The following is a 19,118-nucleotide window of genomic DNA, read 5'->3' as shown; positions in this document are numbered from 1 at the left end:
GAGAAGAGACTTCTGGAAGTTACATCTATTTATAATGAGACAGAAAAATTAACTTCATATACAAACTTAGTAAGAAGGCGAGTGGTCAACGGTGATCATACGCTTTCTTTTTTATTGCCTAAAACTCAATTAAATGAACATAGTTTTGATTTGGCACAAGTTGAGTCTATCCTAGAATATGACAATGATAAATATCGTATTAAAGGACTTTCGCAAAAAACTAAGCGAGAGACACCTTATAAACAAATTCAAGCTGATCATATTTTCTTTGACATAATTGATATGTATCAATATGATACTTTGACGACTGGATACAAATCCATCTCACAATGTCTTAGTTTTGCTTTAAAAGATACTGGTTTCACTTTTACTATTGTGGGATCATTTGGAACAGTATTATTGGAGAACTTTGGTGACAATAATTCTCTTGCTTTATTTCAAGATATCATCAATAAGTTTGGTGCTGAGTATTTAATTAACGGAAATGATATTAGAATTTACAGCAAAATAGGAATAGAGTCTGATTTTCAGTTCCGTTTCAAACATAATCTAAAAACATTTACTCAGTATGTTGATGGAAATAGTCTTTCAACATACATAAAAGGTTATGGGAAATTAGATGACAAAGGAAATCCAATTGTTACTGCTGAGTATACCTCTCCTTTAGCAAGTGCTTATGGAATAAAACATGCTAATCCTGTAAGAGATGAGCGATATACTAATCAAGCTGAATTGTTGAAAAGGTTAAAAGAAGAGCTAAAAGATACACCTGAAGCGAGATTCGAATTGGAATTTGTTGAATTAAAGAAGAATGGCTATCCTGCAGTATCACCTGGTTTGGGTGATGATGTGTTTGTCATTTATGAGCCGTTAAAAATTGATATCCCAACAAGAATATTAGAAATTGAAGACTATCCAGAGTCCAATCAATCTCCTAAAGTTACATTAGCTAATGTTAAAGATACCCTTGTGGATGCAGTGTTTAGTAGAAGTAAGAATATATTGGATAAAATATGGGACGAGAATACAGGGAAACTAAGATATGATGTTTACGATGAATCTGTGAAACGTGCTACTGAAGCCTTAAATAATTCCCTTACTGAATTGGAGTATCCAGAGGGTATGGGTATCATTGCTCGTGATCCAGATGACCCTAATCGATTTGTTGTGTTTCGTTCTGGTGGAATTGGAATCACAGTTGATGGTGGTCAAACTTTTAAAGAGGCGATTACGAGTGATGGTGTAACTACTTCATTACTCACAGCAGGACAAATTAAAACGAACAATGTACAGATTATCGGAAACGATGATCTTTTTTATTGGGATGGAAATAAACTTATTGCTATCAATGCTAGTGATCCTAATAAATATGTTCAATTAAATTCTAATGGTCTAGTGGTGAAAAAGGGGCTCATTGAAGTTGAGCGTGAGGACGGCTATAAAACAATTATTGGTGGTAAATTAAGCCATAGTTTTGAGTTGCAACCAGAAGAGCCAGGTGGAATGTCTTCATCTATAGTAGTTGAAGACAGATATTGGACTACTACTAGTACTGAATACGGTACTTTAAATCGATACACATTTAGTCATGAGGCAAGATATCTAAAGCTTCAAATGGATCAAAAATGCCAATCAGGTCAGTATCAATCAATTGTACAAATATATGATACTAGCAGTGGTGAAATTTTAGGTTCAAGCTCAGTTAAAAGTACAGAAGTTCAAACTAGATACATTTTAATAGATTTAGGTGTCCCAGACGGATCAAAAAAAGCAATATGGTTAATGCTTCGTTCTTCTAGTGGATCAAGTAAGGCTTATGCTAAAAAAGTTAGGATGGAATTGACTGATTATGGTGATTAAATTCTATGTAAGTGTGGATGGTAGTGGAAACATTATTGATTCAATGGCAGGGCCGACCATGATGGCTCCCCCAGAATACGATTATTATTTTGAGTTAGATTCATGGAATGTTGTAGACAACTTAGATAATTACATAGTTGAAAATGGAGAACTAATGAAGAGGTCATAAATGATCTCTTTTTTTATTGTTTTGAAGGGAGGTGTCCTGTTGGACTCTCAAAATGAAAGAATAGCCAAGCTAGAAGAACAGAGCAAAGGTCACACTGATCACTATGACAGGTTATATGAAACCATGCTTAGGATGGAAACAAAATTAGATACATACACAACAAACTTTTTACCAAGAACTGAAGCTCAAGAAATGTTTCGTTCCCGTGATGAGGATATCAAAGAAAATCGTGAGTCTCTAGAAAAACTCGAAAATGAAATTAAAAACGATAGTCGCAGCAACAAGGCAATATTACCTGCCTGGTTTGCTGTGGCTATTTCTATTATTGTCGGGATTTTGTCATTGATAACAATAATTTTATAGAAGAAAAGGAGTTTTACATAATGAGTAGATTTAAAGTAGTATCAGCCGATCAAGTTATTGAAATGTTAAAAGGTTATAGATACAAATACGCACAAGTTCATCATACTTGGAAACCTGATCACTCTGACTTTAACGGTAGCAATCATATTGCATTGCAAGAGAGTATGTGTCGCTATCACACTAATGTTCGTGGATGGGATGATATTGGTCAACACTTAACGCTTATGCCAGATGGTAAATTTGTTACAGGTAGAGCATTCAATTCTACTCCTGCCGGTATTTACGGTTATAACACAGGGGCATTTATGATTGAGCATGTAGGTAACTTTGACAAAGGCCATGATAAATTACAAGGTGCTCAATTGGAAAGTAGTCTTAAAGTTTACCAGTATCTTGTTAAACATTGTGGCGCATCAATTATGTTCCATACAGAACATGCAGCTAAATCCTGTCCTGGTACTGGTTTAGATAAACATGATTATGTCTATAAAGTACTTAGCTTTAAGCCTTCTGCTTCCACACCTGAAGTTGTTCTTCATCCTACACAACAAAAAGTGAAGGATAAGGTAATTTCCTTTGTACTAGGTGTAGGTGATGAAGGATCTCAAGTTAAACAATTGCAGAATGATCTTAAATCACTTGGGTACGATATCGGCAAATATGGTGCAGATGGCAAGTTTGGCAGAGATACTAAGGATGCAGTTAGAGCATTCCAAAAAGATAAAGGTTTAGTTGTAGATGGTCTAGCCGGCCCCAACACGTTTGATGCAATTAAGAAAGCTAAAACTCAAAAGAGCAAGCCTTCAAGCAGTGGTTCTGCTATTGTTCCTTATCCTGGATTGCTTAAAGTCGGATCTCGTGGTAAAGACGTAGAGCGTGTTCAACGTGCTGTGGGAGTAACACCTGATGGTATCTTTGGACGTAACACAGAGAAAGCTGTCAGAGCTTATCAGAGTCGTCATGGACTAGCTGTAGATGGTCTTGTTGGTATTAACACTTGGAATAAAATGTTTTAGGAAAGGTAAGTGATACATATGGATAACCAGAACAGAGGTAATGTTTATACTCTTGTACTAGCAATCCTTGGACTTACTAAGCTAATTAGTGAAGTCTTTTTTAATTTCTCATTATTTAGCGATTCAGATATTGATCAAATTGCAAACTATGTAGCTGTTATTGTGGCTGTTGGTGGATTGTATCTAAACAATAGTTTAAAAAGCACTACATTTAAAAAAGAAGACAAATAAACATAAGCCCTGCTCCTAAATGGAGTGGGGCATTTTTTGTTAAAGTTTTTTACTATGTAAGTATCTTCTGAGTAGATATCCTTCAAGATTACGTCTGATTTCAAAGTATTCTCTTCTAGGTAAATACTCCTCAACATCAATTTCATGTCCTAGTCGCTTAATCTGATAATGAACGAATATTGACGGAGGTGCAGTCTCCAAACACTCATAGTTAATGATGTCATTCATAACTTTTATCTTCATCCCCATCTTGCTACCCCTTGTAATCAAATTTTCCCTGCTTAACATCATCTTCAATCGTTTTAACGTATTCTTGTAAATCTTCTGGTAACTGATCAACCTCATCTAATGTAAAAGTGTGCAAACCACCTTCTTTAAAATTGAATACTTTTAAATGTCTTCTCCCACCTTTAAATTCGCAATGCATAAGATCATATTTAATCTTCATAACGACTCCTTATAATTCTGCTTTAGTATTAATTATACCTTCTTAATTGGATAATAATTGTAAATAAAAATTTGTGGACAGTGTATTTGTCTGCAGATATAGTAAAAGAACTGTATAGTTATAGTCTAATGATAATAAAAAGGGGATCAGGTAGAAAGTGAAATACGTTATCGAACTTAAGCCAGGTAGAAAAATGGATAAAACAGATATAAAGCAGTTAAAAGAAAAAGTTTACTCTGAACTTTTAAGTGACCTTCCAATTAATATGGATTTATCAAATAGAATAAATGTAAAAAAATGTAGACAGACATAATTACTATAGGTATATTAATCTTATCGTACATATTCAGGTGTGTGTATGAGGAGACATCCATTGCTCATGGGTGTCTTTTTTATTGATCATTTTCAATCCAGATCTCTTCTATATACATATTCAACTTCTTAGCTATCTTCATTGCTACTGGCAGCGTAGGTATAGACTTCTGATTTTTGATTAATCCAAGAGCCCCTTCACTTATTCCAATATCCTTTGCAAAATCCCTCTGTTTAATATCTCTCTCAGCAAAAATAACCTTTAATTTACATTTCATTTCGCATCACCTAAAAACATATTCGTCATACAAAACATTTTGTCCTTTATGTTTTTTGATAATGGACAAACAACATACAAGCGTAAAGATACATATTATCTACCAAGGTAGCTAAATGGAAACAGGATAAGTCGAATCTTAATCCATTAGTTAAGTTGTTAGTAAGGTATCTATTACCGAGGTAGTACGAGTGATAATGCTGATATGTAGGGATTTGAGGAATTTGTTATTAGCGAAGCGAGCCGAGAGGCGAAGTGGGAGCTAATGATGCCCAAGTGGATTTGATTTTATTCATCAAATCAGAAAAAAGGGGAGAGAAAATTATGGGAAATTTCAACGTGAGCGCACATTCTGTCCTTAACATGCCTTTAGAAATGCAGATTGGAACAGGAATAGTCGTACTAGTTGGTGGTGTCTTGGTTGCTTCTACGATCATTGAAAGAAAGTACGCTAAGAAAGGAATGCTTGTGCAAGCTGAAAAAGTAAATAACATAACACATACTCTCGTACCTTGTATTATTGGTGGATCAATTGTCTATATGTTTATTGAAGCTTTTGGTGCGTTTTTATGAGTAGGGGAGCAGAAAGACGCAAACTGATGAACATGTTTAGGATAGCTGATATTAGCTCTACATTTAAAATTGGGAAAGATCCGATTAATAACTATCCATCTATTGTGAATGTGGAAGTAAAGAGTGAGTATAAGCGTTTCGTGTTTAAATTGCCGGTTGGTTTAAATCCAGCAGACTTTAATAAAAAGACATTTATCATTGATCAGACTTATGGCAGCAACTACGAGTTGGATAGCAAAGACAATGTATACTGTTTAACTGTCCATTCTAAAGTACGTAGCATGTCAAATAAGTATGACTTTAGCGAGTATGACCTATCACCTTATAAGCTTCCTATCGTAGCAGGAAAAGACCGGAATGGAACCACACACATATATGACATGGTTAGGTATCCCCATTTACTCTTAGCCGGTGAAACTGGCAGTGGAAAATCGACAGAACTTAGAGCAATACTGACAACTTTAATACTTTCTAATAAAAATGTTCATCTGTATTTAGCTGATCTTAAGCGTTCTGAGTTTCACTTATTTAAGCGCATAGATAAGGTAAAAGAGGTTGTTCACGATGTATCAGGATTAAGCCGTATAATGTCTTATTTAAGTCGGGAAATGGAACGTAGAGGCGATCTTTTAGATGAGGCTGAAGTCATGCACATTGATGATCTAGAGAATCCACCACCGTATATTATCCTTTGCATTGATGAAGTAGCCTTATTGAAGAAAGAAAAAGCAATAATGGGAAAGGTTGAGGATGTATCAGCAATTGGAAGAGCACTAGGAGTATTCTTGATATTGTCTATGCAGAGACCGGATAAAGACGTATTAGATGGCAAATTAAAAAATAATCTAACTGTCAGAATGGCTTTTGCTCATGCTGATAAGATTAACTCTGACATTACTTTAGGTAGGGGAAGTAAATACAATGCAGAGAAATTAGAAGAGCCTGGGAGAATGTATTTTAAAAATAAAGGTGTGATGGAGTTACAAGCACCATTGCTTGAAGCTGATCCAGCTAAGAAGTTATTGCAGCCTTTTAAAGTTGATACAGTAGTTAAAGATGAACTATCTGCGATTCATGATGGAGAAGTCCAAGAAGATAGTACTGAAAACATTTTTGGGTTACTAGGGGGAAATGACAATGAATAAGCGTGATTCAGCTATCCTTAATGATTTGCAACGTCATAGGGTTATGTCTCGTGATGATATTGTTTCTCTTCATTTTAATAACCTTAAAGACCCTATAAAGGCATGTAATAATGTGCTCAAACGAATGAGAAGAGACGGTTATATAGAAGCAAAGTTAGATCATCAACCTTATTTATACTTTCTATCACCTTCACCTATCAAGAAAGATAGCCAGAAGATACCGCATTTTCTTGCTATTGTGGATTTCTATAAGCAAGCAAGTAAATTGAGAAAGCCTAAACAATTCATTGTTGAACCAAAGTATGGTAAAGGATATATGGAACCGGACGTATTCATGAATTGGAACGATTCACCTTTCTTTGTAGAGATACAGAGGACACTCTATTCTGAGAAGGTTATGAATGAAAAGATTAATCGATATGAGAATTATTATAGAAGTGGATTATGGAAAGAGGAGAGCTGGCAACCGAAAGATAAAAAGGTGTTTCCCTTCATTATACTAATCAGCGATACCAGATACTCAATTGATAGCAATTTGAAAGTATTCCAAGCTCCAAGTTTGAATGATTTTATTTCTACTTTACATGATAGGAAGAGTGGGTAATAATTGATTATCTATAGGTAAAATAACTTATTTCTGGATAAATGCACCTTTAACAGTTTGGTTATTTTCAAGATATTCATATAAGAATATCTTTTTATTTGAAGGGGGATTAGATGAAATTAAATCACAAAGTGAATTTAATTATTCACAGGAAGAAAATTTATATTATATTAATAGGATTTGTATTAGTAGGTTGTTATTTTGCTAATATAAACCCAATTAAATACTCGGCTAATATAATTTATAGGATTATTCCTATAGATTTATCCGATCCAGCGATTGCAGCATTGTTTGGAGCGTTAATTGGGGGGATATTATCATTTATAGGGAGTGTATACACTCAAAGGAAAAGCTTCAAAAATAAGGGTGTAATTGTTAGGAAAAATGTAATCTATTCTCCTTTGTTTGATGATTTAACAAAATTTAAGAATAGTATGGATCAGTATAAAAAAGATAATGATTACCCAATAAGGCTGATATTTTCAACTAAGGATTATCATGAAATGTATAAAAGAAATAGCTTTTTAGCATGGGAGAGGATCACATCTGATGTTAGATCTATAGAAATGCCAAGGTATTTAACTAATGAGTTAGAGAGTCTTATTGATTTAGGGGAAAAATACATCGAATCATTAAATAAAGCAGACGAAGAAATTTATCAAGGTGCTGTGGAGATTTTAGCTAAAGTCGATACACAACTTCGAGATAAAAGTAAGTCATTAGTTCCTACGTTTTTACATGAAATTTTAATTGGTAATTCAATTACTGAAGAAAATTTAAATCAAAGCCTTTATGGACACTTGGATGATGGAATTAAGGCTGAATTGTTTACTTTCTACGATTCGGCCAAACAATTTGAATCAATCAATATTGTGACGAAGGATTTTAATGAATTTCACAGCCATGTAACTGACTTGGTGGTTTCAATTAGTAAGCTAATAAATTTTATACAGGAGAAATTTGAACACAAAAACAAATTTTATTAATAAGGTGATCCCATGAATTATAGTAGTTATAGCTTATCTTCTCATCAAATTAAAAAAATAATTAATGATAAATTAAATGAAAATCCAGATATTTTTTATTATGTAGATGACTACTTTATACAAAAAGTTATCGACTCAATTATCGATGGTGTTGCAGTAGCAGTAGAAGAAAATAACAAGAAGTTGCTAGACAATATTGAAAATTTGCTAGAAGAAAAACAAAATCGAAGAGACAGGGCAAGGGGAATTAGTAAAAGATATTTCGGGAAATAGATAAACCATAAGAAGATTAGACTTATAAAATCCCATAGACAAACCACCAAAAATAAGGTATATTTTTCTTAACAGAATAAAGTGGTTAAAGTAATTGGGAAAAGCCTTATTTATCAACGTTTTTCTTCTTTTTTGCTTCATCTGTCTCAGAAGAAGATTAATCAGATGATGAAGGCTATGAATAGTCAAATGACAAACAACGATAAATAGCTTATTGAGCACTCTGGTAACAGAGTGCTTTTTGTATGGAGTAATTTTGGTTGACGGGTCTAATTGGTGTGATGGTATGATAGATTAGACTATAAAAAATCAGGAAGTGTTCACATGACAATGAAAAACTTAGTAGTAGCAACTGGCCTTTCGTTCGCGCTTTTAGCCGGATGCCAGGCAGGAGATGACGAGCAAACGTCTAACAAGACAGAGAATCAGTCGCAGAATGATGGACAGACGAATAACGGCTCCTCGAATAGTTCAGAAAATAATGATGGAAACCAAAACAATAACAAGCAAAATGATAGCAGCAAGAAAGAAGAGCAAGAAAGCGATCAAAGCGATGAGGCCAAGAAGGATAAATCAGAAGCGTATCCAACGATGGCTGAAACCGTTGAGAAAAATGGAGAGAATTTAACTGTAACGAATCCAGACAGTATTTATGTTGTGGCAAACAAAGAGCGAAATCTACCTTCTGACTTTGTGCCCCAAAATCTTGTGGAACCGGATGTTTCTTCGTACGCACCAAAAGATGACCCTAAAAGGCTAATGGTCAAGGAAGCGGCTACAGCGCTTGAAAAAATGTTTGCCGGTGCAAAGAAAGATGGATTTGAATTAAAAGCTGTCTCTGGCTACCGCTCCTATGAGCGACAGGAAGCTATTTTTGCTTATAATGCTGAACAGCGTGGAGAAGAAGTGGCAAACAAGGTTAGTGCTCAGGCGGGGCAGAGTGAACATCAGACGGGATTAACGATGGATATTAGCACGCCTTCTCTAGGGAGCTCTCTTACCGAAGAATTTGGCAATACGCCAGAAGGTAAGTGGGTAGCAGAGCATGCGCATGAATATGGCTTTGTTGTTCGTTACTTAAAAGGAAAAGAAGATATCACTGGCTATCAGTATGAGCCATGGCACGTTCGCTATGTGGGCAAGGAAGCGGCTTCTGATGTTCATGAAGCGGGCGTTACGCTTGAAGAATTTTTCTCTGAAGAAAAATAGTTATGGAATGTTCATAGTTTGAATAAGATAAATCGTTTACAATAGAGGTTGAAATGGTAACGACATGCACATGATAAGATCATGCATTAGACAGGGAGTAATTTAATGGCAGATTTGAACTTGTTTTTAGCGTTCGGAGCCGGCTTTTTATCGTTCATCTCACCGTGTGTGCTACCGCTTTATCCAGCGTTTATTTCTTATATCACTGGGGTATCCGTTGACGACCTGAAAGAAGAACGAGGGATGATGCAGAAAAGGGCAATTCTTCATACGATCTTCTTTTTAATAGGGTTTTCAATTATTTTCCTCGTATTAGGGATGTCAACATCGCTCGTTGGAAATTTATTTATTCAGTACAAAGAGCTTCTTCGTCAAGTTGGCGCCATTTTGATTGTGGTATTTGGACTTGTAGTAGTAGGTTTTTGGACGCCGAACTTTCTAATGAAAGATCGCAGGTTAAAAATTCGAAATCGCCCATCTGGCTTTGTTGGATCGATTTTAATTGGGATGGGTTTTGCGGCAGGTTGGACACCTTGTACAGGGCCGATTTTAGCTGCGGTTATTGCGATGGGTGTTTCAAATCCTGGAGCTGGCTTCATGTATATGGTAGCTTATACGCTTGGTTTTTCTGTTCCATTTTTCATTCTGTCCTTTTTTATCGGACGAATGCACTGGATTAAGAAAAATAGCCGGTTCATCATGAAGGCTGGCGGGTACTTAATGATTGTAATGGGAATCTTGCTTTACTTTAACTTTATGACAATGTTTACATCGTTCCTTGTAAATAACCTGTTTGGTGGATTTCAAGGATTTTAATAAAGAAAGGGTGTAGAAGTGTGAAGGGGACAAATGACCTTATACTTAAAACGACGACTACGATTATCGTCTTTATTATTCTAGGATTTTCAATATACTTATTCTTCGCTGGTCATAATGCACCTGGTGGAGGTTTCATCGGAGGACTTATGACGGCGGGCGCTCTGGTGCTTCTTTATATCTCTTATGGCTTTAAAACCATGAATAAGGTCATCCGCATTGATTTTAAGAACTTTATTCCGATCGGTCTTCTGATTGCTGTTCTCACTGGTGTCGGTTCCTTTCTTTTTGGACAACCGTTCTTGAGTCAGACAGACGCGTACTTTGAGCTTCCGATTCTCGGTCATTCTCACCTCGCGACAGCAATGTTATTTGATCTAGGTGTTTATTTTACGGTTGTCGGTGTTACGATGACGATTATTTTAAGCATCGCGGCAGATGAAGGCGAAGAAGAACTTTCTAAAGTAAATGGTTAATGTGAAAAGAACGGTTGCGCACCGTTCTTTTTTTCATGCGCTTGTATTTTTTGTCTCTTCCACATACAATGGAAATGATGGGTAGTACGGTATAGGTGAGGGATGAGTATATGCTGATTTTAAGTACAGTTGTTGGAGCTATGATGGCTCTTGCGATGGTAGTAATCAGGTTAAAAGCTTCAAAGAAACCTGCAACGATAAGGAAAATAATACTTCCGCCCTTTTTTATGGCAACTGGTTTTTTGATGTTCGTTGTTCCGGATGCAAGGGTTCCGTGGTACGAAGCGATTGAAGCGCTATCAGTTGGAGCGGCTTTTTCGTTGTTATTGATTCGGACGTCTAAGTTTGAGATTAAAGATAATCAAATTTATTTGACACGTTCAAAAGCTTTTGCGTTTATCTTGATCGGCTTACTTCTAGTAAGAATCGTTTTTAAACTAATTATTGGGGAGTCAATCCCTGTGCTTCAAACAAGCTCGCTTTTCTTCGTATTAGCATTTGGTATGATCGTTCCATGGAGAATTTCGATGTATTATCAATTTAAGAAAACGGAACGAAGCCGAGGACACAGTGGTCGACTTCATCAAACATTACTTTAAAAAAACTCGTTTAGCATCTGCTAAACGAGTTTTTTTATTGAAGCAAATGATGATAGGGGCTCATATCAATTCGCTTTTCATTTAATTTTTTCACGAGCCATTTGTGATCTCGTTTCGGAGTAGCGATAATATACCCTCTAATTATTAAGTCTTGAGACATATCTTTTGCTTGTTCTTTTAACGCAAGCTCGCCAATTGTTCCAGCAATCTTATACTTAGCAATATCTCGAAACAATTCAGGCACAGGTGCGACTAGTTCGTCTAATAACTTTTTTTGATCATTGCTCCACATATGCTTCGTTTGTTCAATGTAGTGCTCTTGCCAGTCAAGAGTTGATTTGCCATCTTCTTTTGGAAGGCGCTTTAGAAACTTCCGAAACATAAAAAATCCACCAATTGCAATTAGTGAAATTAAGATCACTGTCCATCCAACGATAAACCATTGAAACCATCCTGCCAACGCGCTCACCTCATGGCATCATAATATAAACTGTATGAATACGGTCACATTATACGCCGAAAGCGCTTTTTAATCAAGAGGGTAGGGGAGTTACGTTTCAATCGTAGAGGATGATGAAGGTGTGAAGTTGACTAATTCGACGACGATAGGGGTGTTTAATAATAGGGATGTAGCAGCAGGAACATCGAATGCTAACTCTCCGACACCTGTAGCTCCTGGTGTATAAGTTGAGAGGTCCTGCATTTGTAAGACACCATTTACATATACGTTAAAGTAGCTATTGTCTGTATTTAGTGAAGGCAAAGTTGTTACCGCTGCTCCTGTATCATCAAAGAAATCTGCCGCATCGATTGTTAGGGTGGTTGCGCCAGTAATCAAGCTAGTTGTGTTGTAGAAAAAACGTTGGGTATCAGGAGTTGTCGCAACAGTAGTCGTCACGTTAGCTATAATTTTCATGATTTGTAAGGCCATTCGTTCACCTCCTGTCGTTGTATAATATGCTCTTAACAATATTATGTAAGGGGACAAACATTTGTTTTATTCATTATTAAAAAATTGTGCGTTGTGTAAAGAGAGGAGGGGTTCTAGTGATAAATAAGAGGAGAAGCGATCGCTATAACAATCCTAAAATTATGCTACCTACTATAAATTCGAAACCATTCAGAGCGAAGCTTCCGGCGAAAGTGCGAGTTTACGAATACATTGCTATTGCAAATGGATATCAAAAAAACTTTACAGACAAAGACGCCGTAAAGGGGTATGGTAATCATCAAATTTTATCGTGTAAAGACGTTTCCTTCATGAATTTATTTATAAATGCGGTACTGCAACCTGAAATGAATTATAAAATAGATGAGGGGATCTTAATACTTTTGACCGAAGATGCGCCAATTGAAGGAGCGGCCGTTATCTTGCAAATGATCAAAGTATAAAAAATGGCGGGACTGTGTGGGAATCGAACCCACCGAAGACGGCACGCGCCTCCCAGGCGGTTTTGAAGACCGTGGCACTCACCAGACGTACAACCAGCCCCATATCATTAGTATTACGTTAATATAGTAACGTAAAAAAATGATTTATTCAACACATGTGCTCAATAAGATTATTTTAAGAAAACTTTAAGTAAAACACTCAGTAAAGTTTTACTTAAAGGTGTTTTTGTAGATTTCCATCAATGGTATTTGTCGAAATAGGTCTAAATAATCTCGGAAGTATAGATCAATAGTGCGAAATCAGATGAATCGACAAAAAGCGTATCTTTTTCCGTTATTCGTGCTTTCGACAAAATGTTCAAATGGAACAGTTTTCTATAACGAACTATAACAGATGCTTGAATGGTACAGTAGTGAAAAGTCGGTGTAACAGTTTTATCTGTGGATAGCTGTGCATAACTCTTTAACTATACATGGGTGAATATATATACATTAGTGAATGGAGAATGTAGCGGTGATTTTAAGAAAGCAATGGTTTAAATTTGCATCCTGTTACAACATTTATTAAGGTTAATAAATGATGACAGTTGATTGGCGGGTGTGAAAGTGAACTATTATACAATTGGTCTAGCTGGACACATTGACCATGGAAAGACAACGTTGACAGCAGCGTTAACAGGGATCGATACAGATCGTTTGAAAGAGGAGAAAGAACGAAACATTTCAATAGAACCAGGTTTTGCTCCTTTTCATTTATCGGATGACATGAAGGTATCAATTATTGATGTTCCGGGTCATGAACGATTCATACGTCAAATGATCGCGGGAGTTGCAGGGATAGATCTTGTTGTTCCAGTTGTAGCTGCGGATGAAGGGGTTATGCCTCAGACGAGGGAGCATTTGGAGATTTTATCGTTGCTGGGGATTGAACGATCGATTATTGCGATTACTAAAACAGACATGGTAGACGATGAAATGCTTCATCTTGTTAAGGAAGATATTCTTGAATACATAAAGGGCACCGGATTTGAAGGATCACCACTTCATTTCGTCGATGGCAAGAGTGGGCGAGGTATTGAGGAGTTGAAAGAAAGTATTCGTATCTTTCTTAAGGATGTTCCTTCGAGAAATAAAGGAGGAGCGCTAAGGTTACCGATTGATCAGATTTTCACGCTACAAGGTCACGGGACAATTGCGAGAGGCACGATCTTTGATGGGGAAATTCAAGAAGGAGAACTCGTTACACTGTTGCCAGACCGTGTAGCTGCTAGAGTAAGACAAGTCCAGACACACAGTCAGAAAGTGGAGAGGGCTTTTGCTGGCCAGAGGGTAGCAGTTAATCTAGCAGGACCTAATAAGCAAGAATTGACGAGAGGACAGGTGATTGTTAATTCTAATCACTATGCCGTTTCAACTACTATCGACCTTTCATTCACCAAAGCACTCACGATGTCCTATGACTTGAAACAGCGATCAGAAGTAACGGTTCATATCGGAACCGCTGAAGTACGTGGAACGATTGTGTATTTTGATCGGAACATTCTTGAGCCTGGAGACCGAGAAGATCTATTTTGTCAGCTTCGGTTACATGATCCCGTGACAGCAAAGAAAGGAGACCGCGTCATCCTTAGACGCCCTTCCCCGGTTGAGACGATTGGTGGAGGAAGCATCTTAAATGTAGCGGGAGAAAAATACAAATTTGGCTCAGAGACAATTGCGAAGTTTGAGCAGATGGAGAAAGGAACGCCAGTCGAACAGCTTGTTCAGATTCTTGAACAAGAGCACCTATTATCAAAGGAACAAGTGGTGCAACAAATTGGTTTAAATGAAAAATCCTTTCAACAGCTTATTGACGATCCGGAAATTGTAGGTGTCCAAAATGGTGTTACATCTAACGACGTTTTAACACGGATCGTTGAAGCTATTCACAACTTTGTACAGGGCTATCATAATCACTTTCCGATGCGGAAAGGACCACGCAAAGCGGAGGTCGTTCAAGATTTGAAAAAAACTTACCCTAAAAAAGTAATTGAAGTTGCCCTTCAAACAGAGCTGAAGGAAGGTATGATGCAAACAGGGCCATTTCTATCAATGACTGGTTTTGAACCCATGATGCCTGATGCCTGGAAAACACGTATGACCCAGGTGTTAAAGAAGTTACTTGAACAGGGTGTGAATGTTTCGCCGATCGATCGCTTGATCGAGGATCAACAAATTCCAGATTCCCATCACGCTGAATTGAAGAATTTCTTATTAGAAGAGGAAATCGCGGTGAAATTAACAGATGACTTATATGTTCACAAAGAAAATTGGAGTCGCATTGTGCGAGATTTAAAGGAAGGCACTGATAAATCCTTCACTCTACAACAGGCTAAAGACATTCTGAATGTTAGCCGTAAATATCTAGTGCCGATTCTTGAGCGACTTGATGAAGAGAGCTATACAATAAGAAAAGACCAAGAAAGATATTGGAGATTAGAGAAATAGATCGATGCTGAGGAGTGGAAAAAATGAAGAGATTTATGATGTTTACTCTGGTGCTTATGCTAGGAATACTTGCCGCATGTAGCTCAAATAATAGCGAAAATGCTTCAGAAGAGAAAAACAGTGAGTCAGAAGATAAGGCTTTTACAATTGGGGTTATTCCTGTTCAAACGGAAGGTGAGATTGAAGAAGCGATGACGAAACTTCAAGTTGAACTTTCCGAGAAGTTAGATCAAGAAGTTGAAATCACAACGTTTCCTGACTATAACGGTGTTGTAGAAGCGATGAATTATGATCAAATCGATATGGCCTATTTTGGCCCGCTTACTTACGTGATTGCTCATGAGAAGAGTGGTGCAAAAGCTATTGTTACACAGCTAATTGACGGTGAGCCGTTCTATCATTCTTATATCATCACAAATGCTGAGAACGAGTGGGATACGTTAGAAGACTACCTTGAAGATAGTGAAGCAAGAAGCTTTGCGTTTGGTGATCCGAATTCTACTTCAGGATCCCTCATTCCATCAATCGAGCTTCAAGACAGAGGAGTTTTTGAGGATCAAGACAAGAACGACTTTGCTTCGGTAGCGTACACCGGTTCACATGATGCAACGGCTTTGTCTGTTCAAAACAAACAGGTTGACGCTGGTGCGATTGATAGTGCTATTTACAATCAGCTTCTTGAGTCAGGAAAAATTGATGGAGATCAATTAAAAGTCATTTGGGAGTCAGAAAAGCTATTCCAATATCCGTGGGCTGTTTCAAAAGGTACGGATGATGAGACGATTGATAAGCTTCAGAACGCATTTTTATCGATTGAAGATGAAACGATTTTAAATGCATTTGGTGCGTCCGGATTTACGAAGGCTAGCAATGACGATTATGAGAGTATTAGAAGCGCTGCTGACAAACAAGGGTTATTAGACGAGTAAAATGGCCTGGTTTAAATGGAAGCATCTTATCCTCTTCATAGGGGTTATCCTATTAATGGTGTGGAGCATTGGGGTTACGGAATTCGACGTAAGGAAATTCAGTCAATTTAGCAACATGTTGGACTTTCTTTCCAATTGGTTTCCGCTAAATACTTCGGTGCTTCCGACCATGCTAAAAGCAAGTCTAGTGACGCTAGGCATGGCGTTTCTAGGAAGCTTTGCTGGTTTGCTTATTGCACTACCTGTTAGCTTATTGGCAGCAAAAAACACGGCTGGGCCCTTCTATGGAGCAGTTCGAATTGTGTTAAGTTTTGTGCGATCTATTCCAGAAATTGTACTAGGCTTGATGTTCCTTACAGTTGTAGGGCCTGGGCCTTTTGCTGCAACAATTGCCATTATTGTACATAATGCAAGCGTGCTTTCTAAATTAATTGCAGAGTTAATTGAAGCGGCTGATAAAGGCCCTCAGGAAGCGATGAAAGCGGTAGGGGCTCGTCCACTTACAGGTGCTCTTTTTTCCGTTTTCCCTCAAATCTGGCCAAACGTTTTATCACATTACTTCTATCGCTTCGAAGTCGCTATCCGAACGTCACTTATGCTCGGGCTCGTCGGTGGCGGGGGAATTGGACAACAGCTGTTTGTTCATTTTAAAACATTTCAATACTCAACAGTTGCGGTTGATGTCATGTTGATTATGGTGATTGTCATCGTCGTCGATTTTCTCGGAAGCAGGGTGAGACAGTATGTTATGTGAAGAAGCGTTATTATCGGTAGAAAACGGTTCAGTGCGTTATCGAAATGCTGATACCTTTGCACTAGACGACGTGACGCTCACTTTTCAGAAAGGTGAGTTTGTCTGTATTCTTGGAAAAACTGGCTCTGGTAAGTCGACACTCATAAGGACATTAAATGGCCTCCAGGCTTTAACTGAGGGTGATATTCGATACAACGGTAGTACGTTCCGTCAACTGGATCGAGAGGGACTTAGAAGTAAAAGGAAGACCATGGGAATGATCTTTCAGCATCATCAGCTCATCCCGCGTTTAACGGTTCTGCAAAACGTATATACCGGATTATTTGGTTCTCGTTCAACTTTTCGTAACCTGGCAGGATTGTTTAATGAGGAAGAAAAGAAGTTAGCGGTGGACGTTATTGATCAGGTTGAATTGCTTCCTCATCTAAATAAGCGCGTGGATTTACTGAGTGGGGGGCAGAGGCAGCGAGTAGGGATTGCGCGTGCTCTTGTTCAAACTCCCGATGTTTTTCTTGGAGATGAGCCTGTAGCAAGTCTTGATCCTGGTACCGCCAATCGGATTTTTCAGCTTATTCAACGGTTGCATCAAGAACGCAACTTGCTAACGATTATTAATGTACATGATGTGAAGCTAGCCAAAAGGTACGCGACTAGAATTGTGGCTTTAAAAGAAGGTCGGGTTGTTTTCGATGATCAACCTGAAGCGCTCACTGAGGAGTTAGAAGATATGCTGTATGAAATGTAAAAAAGGAAGTTGGGGACTCCCCAACTTCCTTTTTTTATTTGCTTGCGGTGATCGCAAATGAATCTTTTTCATTTACATGACCGACAATGTGAGCTGATTTCCCTTTACCATTCATACGTGATACATATTCATTTGCTTCATGCTCAGGCAGGCTAATTAATAGGCCGCCAGAAGTTACCGCATCACATAAAATGAATTGCTCAAGCTCTGTTAGGTTTTCGTATTTGACAGATTCAGCTATCCAGCGGTGATTGGCTTTTGATCCACCCGGAATATAGCCTTGCTCCGCTAACTCGACCGTACCAGGTAATATAGGTACGTTGTTGTAATCAATCTGAATACTAACGTTGCTACCAGTTGCCATTTCATAAGCGTGTCCAAGTAAACCAAATCCAGTCACATCCGTAACAGCATTTGGAGATAATCCCGATAGCTGTTCTGCTGCTGTTTTGTTTAGCTCAGCCATCGTTTCAGATACGTGCTGAAGCTGTTGGGCAGTAAGCTTTTCGGGCTTGATTGCAGTCGTTTGAATTCCCACACCAATTGGCTTTGTTAGCACGATAACGTCGCCAGGCTTAGCGCCGACATTCATTAGAATTTCATCTGGATGGACAAGTCCGGTTACGGATAATCCGAATTTCGGCTCCTGATCATCAATGGAATGTCCCCCAGCAGTGACGGCGCCAGATTCATCTACTTTATCTGCAGCACCTTTTAAGATTTCTGCAAGTATAGAAGGATCTAAATTCTTAATAGGGAACCCTACAATGTTAAGAACGGTCTTAGGTACTCCGCCCATTGCGTACACATCACTGAGTGAATTGGCTGCGGCAATTTGTCCAAACATATATGGATCATCAACGATAGGTGTAAAGAAGTCTACCGTTTGAATCATGGCGAGTTCATCAGTTAGGCGGTATACGCCTGCATCGTCGGAAGTTTCCACACCGACAAGTAAATTTGGATCTTTTTTCTTGTTAGGTAATTGACGCAAAACTTGCGTCAGGTCCTCGGGACCGATTTTGCATCCTCAACCACCTTTTGTCGAAAGAGACGTTAAACGGATTTTTTCTTGGCTCGACATATGACCACCTCCTTCCAAGAGTATAAATCTTTTCATCGCATATTTGAAATGATATAGTATGAACAACTTAAAATTAATTAAGAGGAGGCAGTTTTAATGAAGTATAATGTCACAATCGAATTCTGCATGCAGTGAAACTATGCACCTAAAGCCGCGAGTTTCGCGGAACAATTATTTAATCATTTCAGACACGAAATTGGTTCACTTGAGCTAATCCCTGGTTCAGGAGGCGTGTTTGAAGTTACGGTGAATGACAAGCGAATGCATTCGAAGAAAGAAACTGGTCACTATCCTGATATCGAAGCATTTATTATAGATATAGAAAATACAACGTTCTAGATGGGCACCCCCGGGGTGCCTTTCGTGTCGC

General features: G+C 37.9%; 25 protein-coding genes and 1 tRNA gene. 19 read left to right on the top strand and 7 right to left on the bottom strand.

Going from position 1 to position 19,118, the window contains the following annotated elements; all coding sequences use genetic code 11:
- Positions 1 to 12 precede the first annotated feature (12 nt).
- The 4 genes from ABVF21_RS02050 to ABVF21_RS02035 all read left to right on the top strand — a co-directional run bounded on the left by ABVF21_RS02050 (position 13) and on the right by ABVF21_RS02035 (position 3,639).
- Positions 13 to 1,860 (top strand): phage tail spike protein, encoded by a 1,848-nt coding sequence (locus ABVF21_RS02050; protein WP_371017591.1) that lies wholly within the window; start codon positions 13 to 15, stop codon positions 1,858 to 1,860.
- A 208-nt stretch (positions 1,861 to 2,068) separates the two neighbouring features.
- Positions 2,069 to 2,392 (top strand): hypothetical protein, encoded by a 324-nt coding sequence (locus ABVF21_RS02045; protein ID WP_371017376.1) that lies wholly within the window; start codon positions 2,069 to 2,071, stop codon positions 2,390 to 2,392.
- A 20-nt stretch (positions 2,393 to 2,412) separates the two neighbouring features.
- The gene (locus ABVF21_RS02040) at positions 2,413 to 3,408 is read left to right on the top strand and encodes a peptidoglycan recognition protein family protein (RefSeq protein WP_371017375.1); all 996 of its coding nucleotides are present in this window, start codon (positions 2,413 to 2,415) and stop codon (positions 3,406 to 3,408) included.
- Between the two features lie 18 nt (positions 3,409 to 3,426).
- Positions 3,427 to 3,639 (top strand): hypothetical protein, encoded by a 213-nt coding sequence (locus ABVF21_RS02035; RefSeq protein ID WP_371017374.1) that lies wholly within the window; start codon positions 3,427 to 3,429, stop codon positions 3,637 to 3,639.
- 39 nt (positions 3,640 to 3,678) lie between these two features.
- On the opposite strand, the gene ABVF21_RS02030 is transcribed toward ABVF21_RS02035, so the two are convergent.
- The 3 genes from ABVF21_RS02030 to ABVF21_RS02020 form a co-directional block, all read right to left on the bottom strand.
- Complete coding sequence (locus ABVF21_RS02030) at positions 3,679 to 3,888, bottom strand: hypothetical protein (protein ID WP_371017373.1); 210 nt, start codon at positions 3,886 to 3,888, stop codon at positions 3,679 to 3,681.
- Positions 3,889 to 3,892: 4 nt separating this feature from the next.
- Entirely contained in the window at positions 3,893 to 4,087 is a 195-nt protein-coding gene (locus ABVF21_RS02025) for a hypothetical protein (RefSeq protein WP_371017372.1), read from the bottom strand.
- A 392-nt stretch (positions 4,088 to 4,479) separates the two neighbouring features.
- The gene (locus ABVF21_RS02020) at positions 4,480 to 4,677 is read right to left on the bottom strand and encodes a helix-turn-helix transcriptional regulator (RefSeq protein ID WP_371017371.1); all 198 of its coding nucleotides are present in this window, start codon (positions 4,675 to 4,677) and stop codon (positions 4,480 to 4,482) included.
- Between the two features lie 323 nt (positions 4,678 to 5,000).
- Between ABVF21_RS02020 and ABVF21_RS02015 the strand changes: the two genes are divergently transcribed.
- From ABVF21_RS02015 to ABVF21_RS01975, 9 genes are all read left to right on the top strand, one after another.
- Positions 5,001 to 5,249 (top strand): hypothetical protein, encoded by a 249-nt coding sequence (locus tag ABVF21_RS02015; RefSeq protein WP_371017370.1) that lies wholly within the window; start codon positions 5,001 to 5,003, stop codon positions 5,247 to 5,249.
- Entirely contained in the window at positions 5,246 to 6,394 is a 1,149-nt protein-coding gene (locus ABVF21_RS02010) for an FtsK/SpoIIIE domain-containing protein (RefSeq protein WP_371017369.1), read from the top strand. The genes ABVF21_RS02015 and ABVF21_RS02010 overlap by 4 nt, the downstream gene beginning before the upstream one ends.
- The gene (locus ABVF21_RS02005) at positions 6,387 to 6,998 is read left to right on the top strand and encodes a replication-relaxation family protein (RefSeq protein WP_371017368.1); all 612 of its coding nucleotides are present in this window, start codon (positions 6,387 to 6,389) and stop codon (positions 6,996 to 6,998) included. Before ABVF21_RS02010 ends, ABVF21_RS02005 begins: the two co-directional genes overlap by 8 nt.
- Positions 6,999 to 7,111: 113 nt before the next feature.
- Complete coding sequence (locus ABVF21_RS02000) at positions 7,112 to 7,984, top strand: hypothetical protein (protein ID WP_371017367.1); 873 nt, start codon at positions 7,112 to 7,114, stop codon at positions 7,982 to 7,984.
- Positions 7,985 to 7,996: 12 nt separating this feature from the next.
- A complete protein-coding gene (locus ABVF21_RS01995) occupies positions 7,997 to 8,257 on the top strand; it encodes a hypothetical protein (RefSeq protein WP_371017366.1) in 261 nt (86 codons plus the stop codon).
- A gap of 324 nt (positions 8,258 to 8,581) precedes the next feature.
- The gene (locus ABVF21_RS01990) at positions 8,582 to 9,466 is read left to right on the top strand and encodes a M15 family metallopeptidase (protein WP_371017365.1); all 885 of its coding nucleotides are present in this window, start codon (positions 8,582 to 8,584) and stop codon (positions 9,464 to 9,466) included.
- Between the two features lie 105 nt (positions 9,467 to 9,571).
- Positions 9,572 to 10,282, top strand: a complete 711-nt coding sequence (locus tag ABVF21_RS01985) for a cytochrome c biogenesis protein CcdA (protein ID WP_303531390.1) — start codon at positions 9,572 to 9,574, stop codon at positions 10,280 to 10,282.
- A gap of 20 nt (positions 10,283 to 10,302) precedes the next feature.
- Entirely contained in the window at positions 10,303 to 10,758 is a 456-nt protein-coding gene (locus ABVF21_RS01980) for a Na(+)/H(+) antiporter subunit B (protein WP_194221504.1), read from the top strand.
- A gap of 110 nt (positions 10,759 to 10,868) precedes the next feature.
- The gene (locus ABVF21_RS01975; protein ID WP_303531393.1) at positions 10,869 to 11,357 is read left to right on the top strand and encodes a CcdC family protein; all 489 of its coding nucleotides are present in this window, start codon (positions 10,869 to 10,871) and stop codon (positions 11,355 to 11,357) included.
- Between the two features lie 34 nt (positions 11,358 to 11,391).
- Here the strand turns inward: ABVF21_RS01975 and ABVF21_RS01970 are convergent, their stop codons facing one another.
- Together ABVF21_RS01970 and ABVF21_RS01965 are read right to left on the bottom strand one after the other, a co-directional pair.
- Complete coding sequence (locus ABVF21_RS01970; RefSeq protein ID WP_303531395.1) at positions 11,392 to 11,817, bottom strand: DUF2621 domain-containing protein; 426 nt, start codon at positions 11,815 to 11,817, stop codon at positions 11,392 to 11,394.
- Between the two features lie 90 nt (positions 11,818 to 11,907).
- A complete protein-coding gene (locus ABVF21_RS01965; RefSeq protein WP_371017364.1) occupies positions 11,908 to 12,288 on the bottom strand; it encodes a DUF4183 domain-containing protein in 381 nt (126 codons plus the stop codon).
- Positions 12,289 to 12,404: 116 nt separating this feature from the next.
- On the opposite strand from ABVF21_RS01965, the gene ABVF21_RS01960 reads away from it, so the two are divergent.
- Positions 12,405 to 12,749: a DUF4183 domain-containing protein gene (locus ABVF21_RS01960; protein WP_371017363.1), complete on the top strand. Its 345-nt coding sequence runs from the start codon at positions 12,405 to 12,407 to the stop codon at positions 12,747 to 12,749.
- Positions 12,750 to 12,753: 4 nt separating this feature from the next.
- Here ABVF21_RS01960 and ABVF21_RS01955 read toward each other — a convergent pair.
- Positions 12,754 to 12,850 (bottom strand) — tRNA-Sec (locus tag ABVF21_RS01955).
- 505 nt (positions 12,851 to 13,355) lie between these two features.
- Between ABVF21_RS01955 and selB the strand changes: the two genes are divergently transcribed.
- Genes selB through phnC form a run of 4 tightly spaced genes read left to right on the top strand, consistent with a single transcriptional unit; the run spans position 13,356 to position 17,664 of the window.
- Complete coding sequence (gene selB, locus ABVF21_RS01950; RefSeq protein WP_371017362.1) at positions 13,356 to 15,236, top strand: selenocysteine-specific translation elongation factor; 1,881 nt, start codon at positions 13,356 to 13,358, stop codon at positions 15,234 to 15,236.
- Between the two features lie 23 nt (positions 15,237 to 15,259).
- Positions 15,260 to 16,165 carry a phosphate/phosphite/phosphonate ABC transporter substrate-binding protein gene (gene phnD, locus ABVF21_RS01945; protein ID WP_303531406.1) on the top strand — a complete coding sequence of 302 codons (906 nt, stop codon included), beginning with the start codon at positions 15,260 to 15,262 and terminating at the stop codon, positions 16,163 to 16,165.
- A gap of 55 nt (positions 16,166 to 16,220) precedes the next feature.
- Positions 16,221 to 16,919 carry a phosphonate ABC transporter, permease protein PhnE gene (gene phnE, locus ABVF21_RS01940; protein ID WP_303531409.1) on the top strand — a complete coding sequence of 233 codons (699 nt, stop codon included), beginning with the start codon at positions 16,221 to 16,223 and terminating at the stop codon, positions 16,917 to 16,919.
- Entirely contained in the window at positions 16,909 to 17,664 is a 756-nt protein-coding gene (gene phnC, locus ABVF21_RS01935; protein WP_303531412.1) for a phosphonate ABC transporter ATP-binding protein, read from the top strand. The genes phnE and phnC overlap by 11 nt, the downstream gene beginning before the upstream one ends.
- A gap of 34 nt (positions 17,665 to 17,698) precedes the next feature.
- On the opposite strand, the gene selD is transcribed toward phnC, so the two are convergent.
- Complete coding sequence (gene selD / locus ABVF21_RS01930; protein ID WP_303531413.1) at positions 17,699 to 18,748, bottom strand: selenide, water dikinase SelD; 1,050 nt, start codon at positions 18,746 to 18,748, stop codon at positions 17,699 to 17,701.
- 96 nt (positions 18,749 to 18,844) lie between these two features.
- Between selD and ABVF21_RS01925 the strand changes: the two genes are divergently transcribed.
- Complete coding sequence (locus ABVF21_RS01925) at positions 18,845 to 19,087, top strand: Rdx family protein (protein WP_371017361.1); 243 nt, start codon at positions 18,845 to 18,847, stop codon at positions 19,085 to 19,087.
- Positions 19,088 to 19,118: the final 31 nt, after the last annotated feature.

The organism is Pseudalkalibacillus sp. JSM 102089 (genome assembly GCF_041366475.1).
GTDB classification, from domain to species: domain Bacteria; phylum Bacillota; class Bacilli; order Bacillales; family Guptibacillaceae; genus Guptibacillus; species Guptibacillus hwajinpoensis_B.
This window is presented reverse-complemented; position numbering and strand designations above follow the sequence as displayed.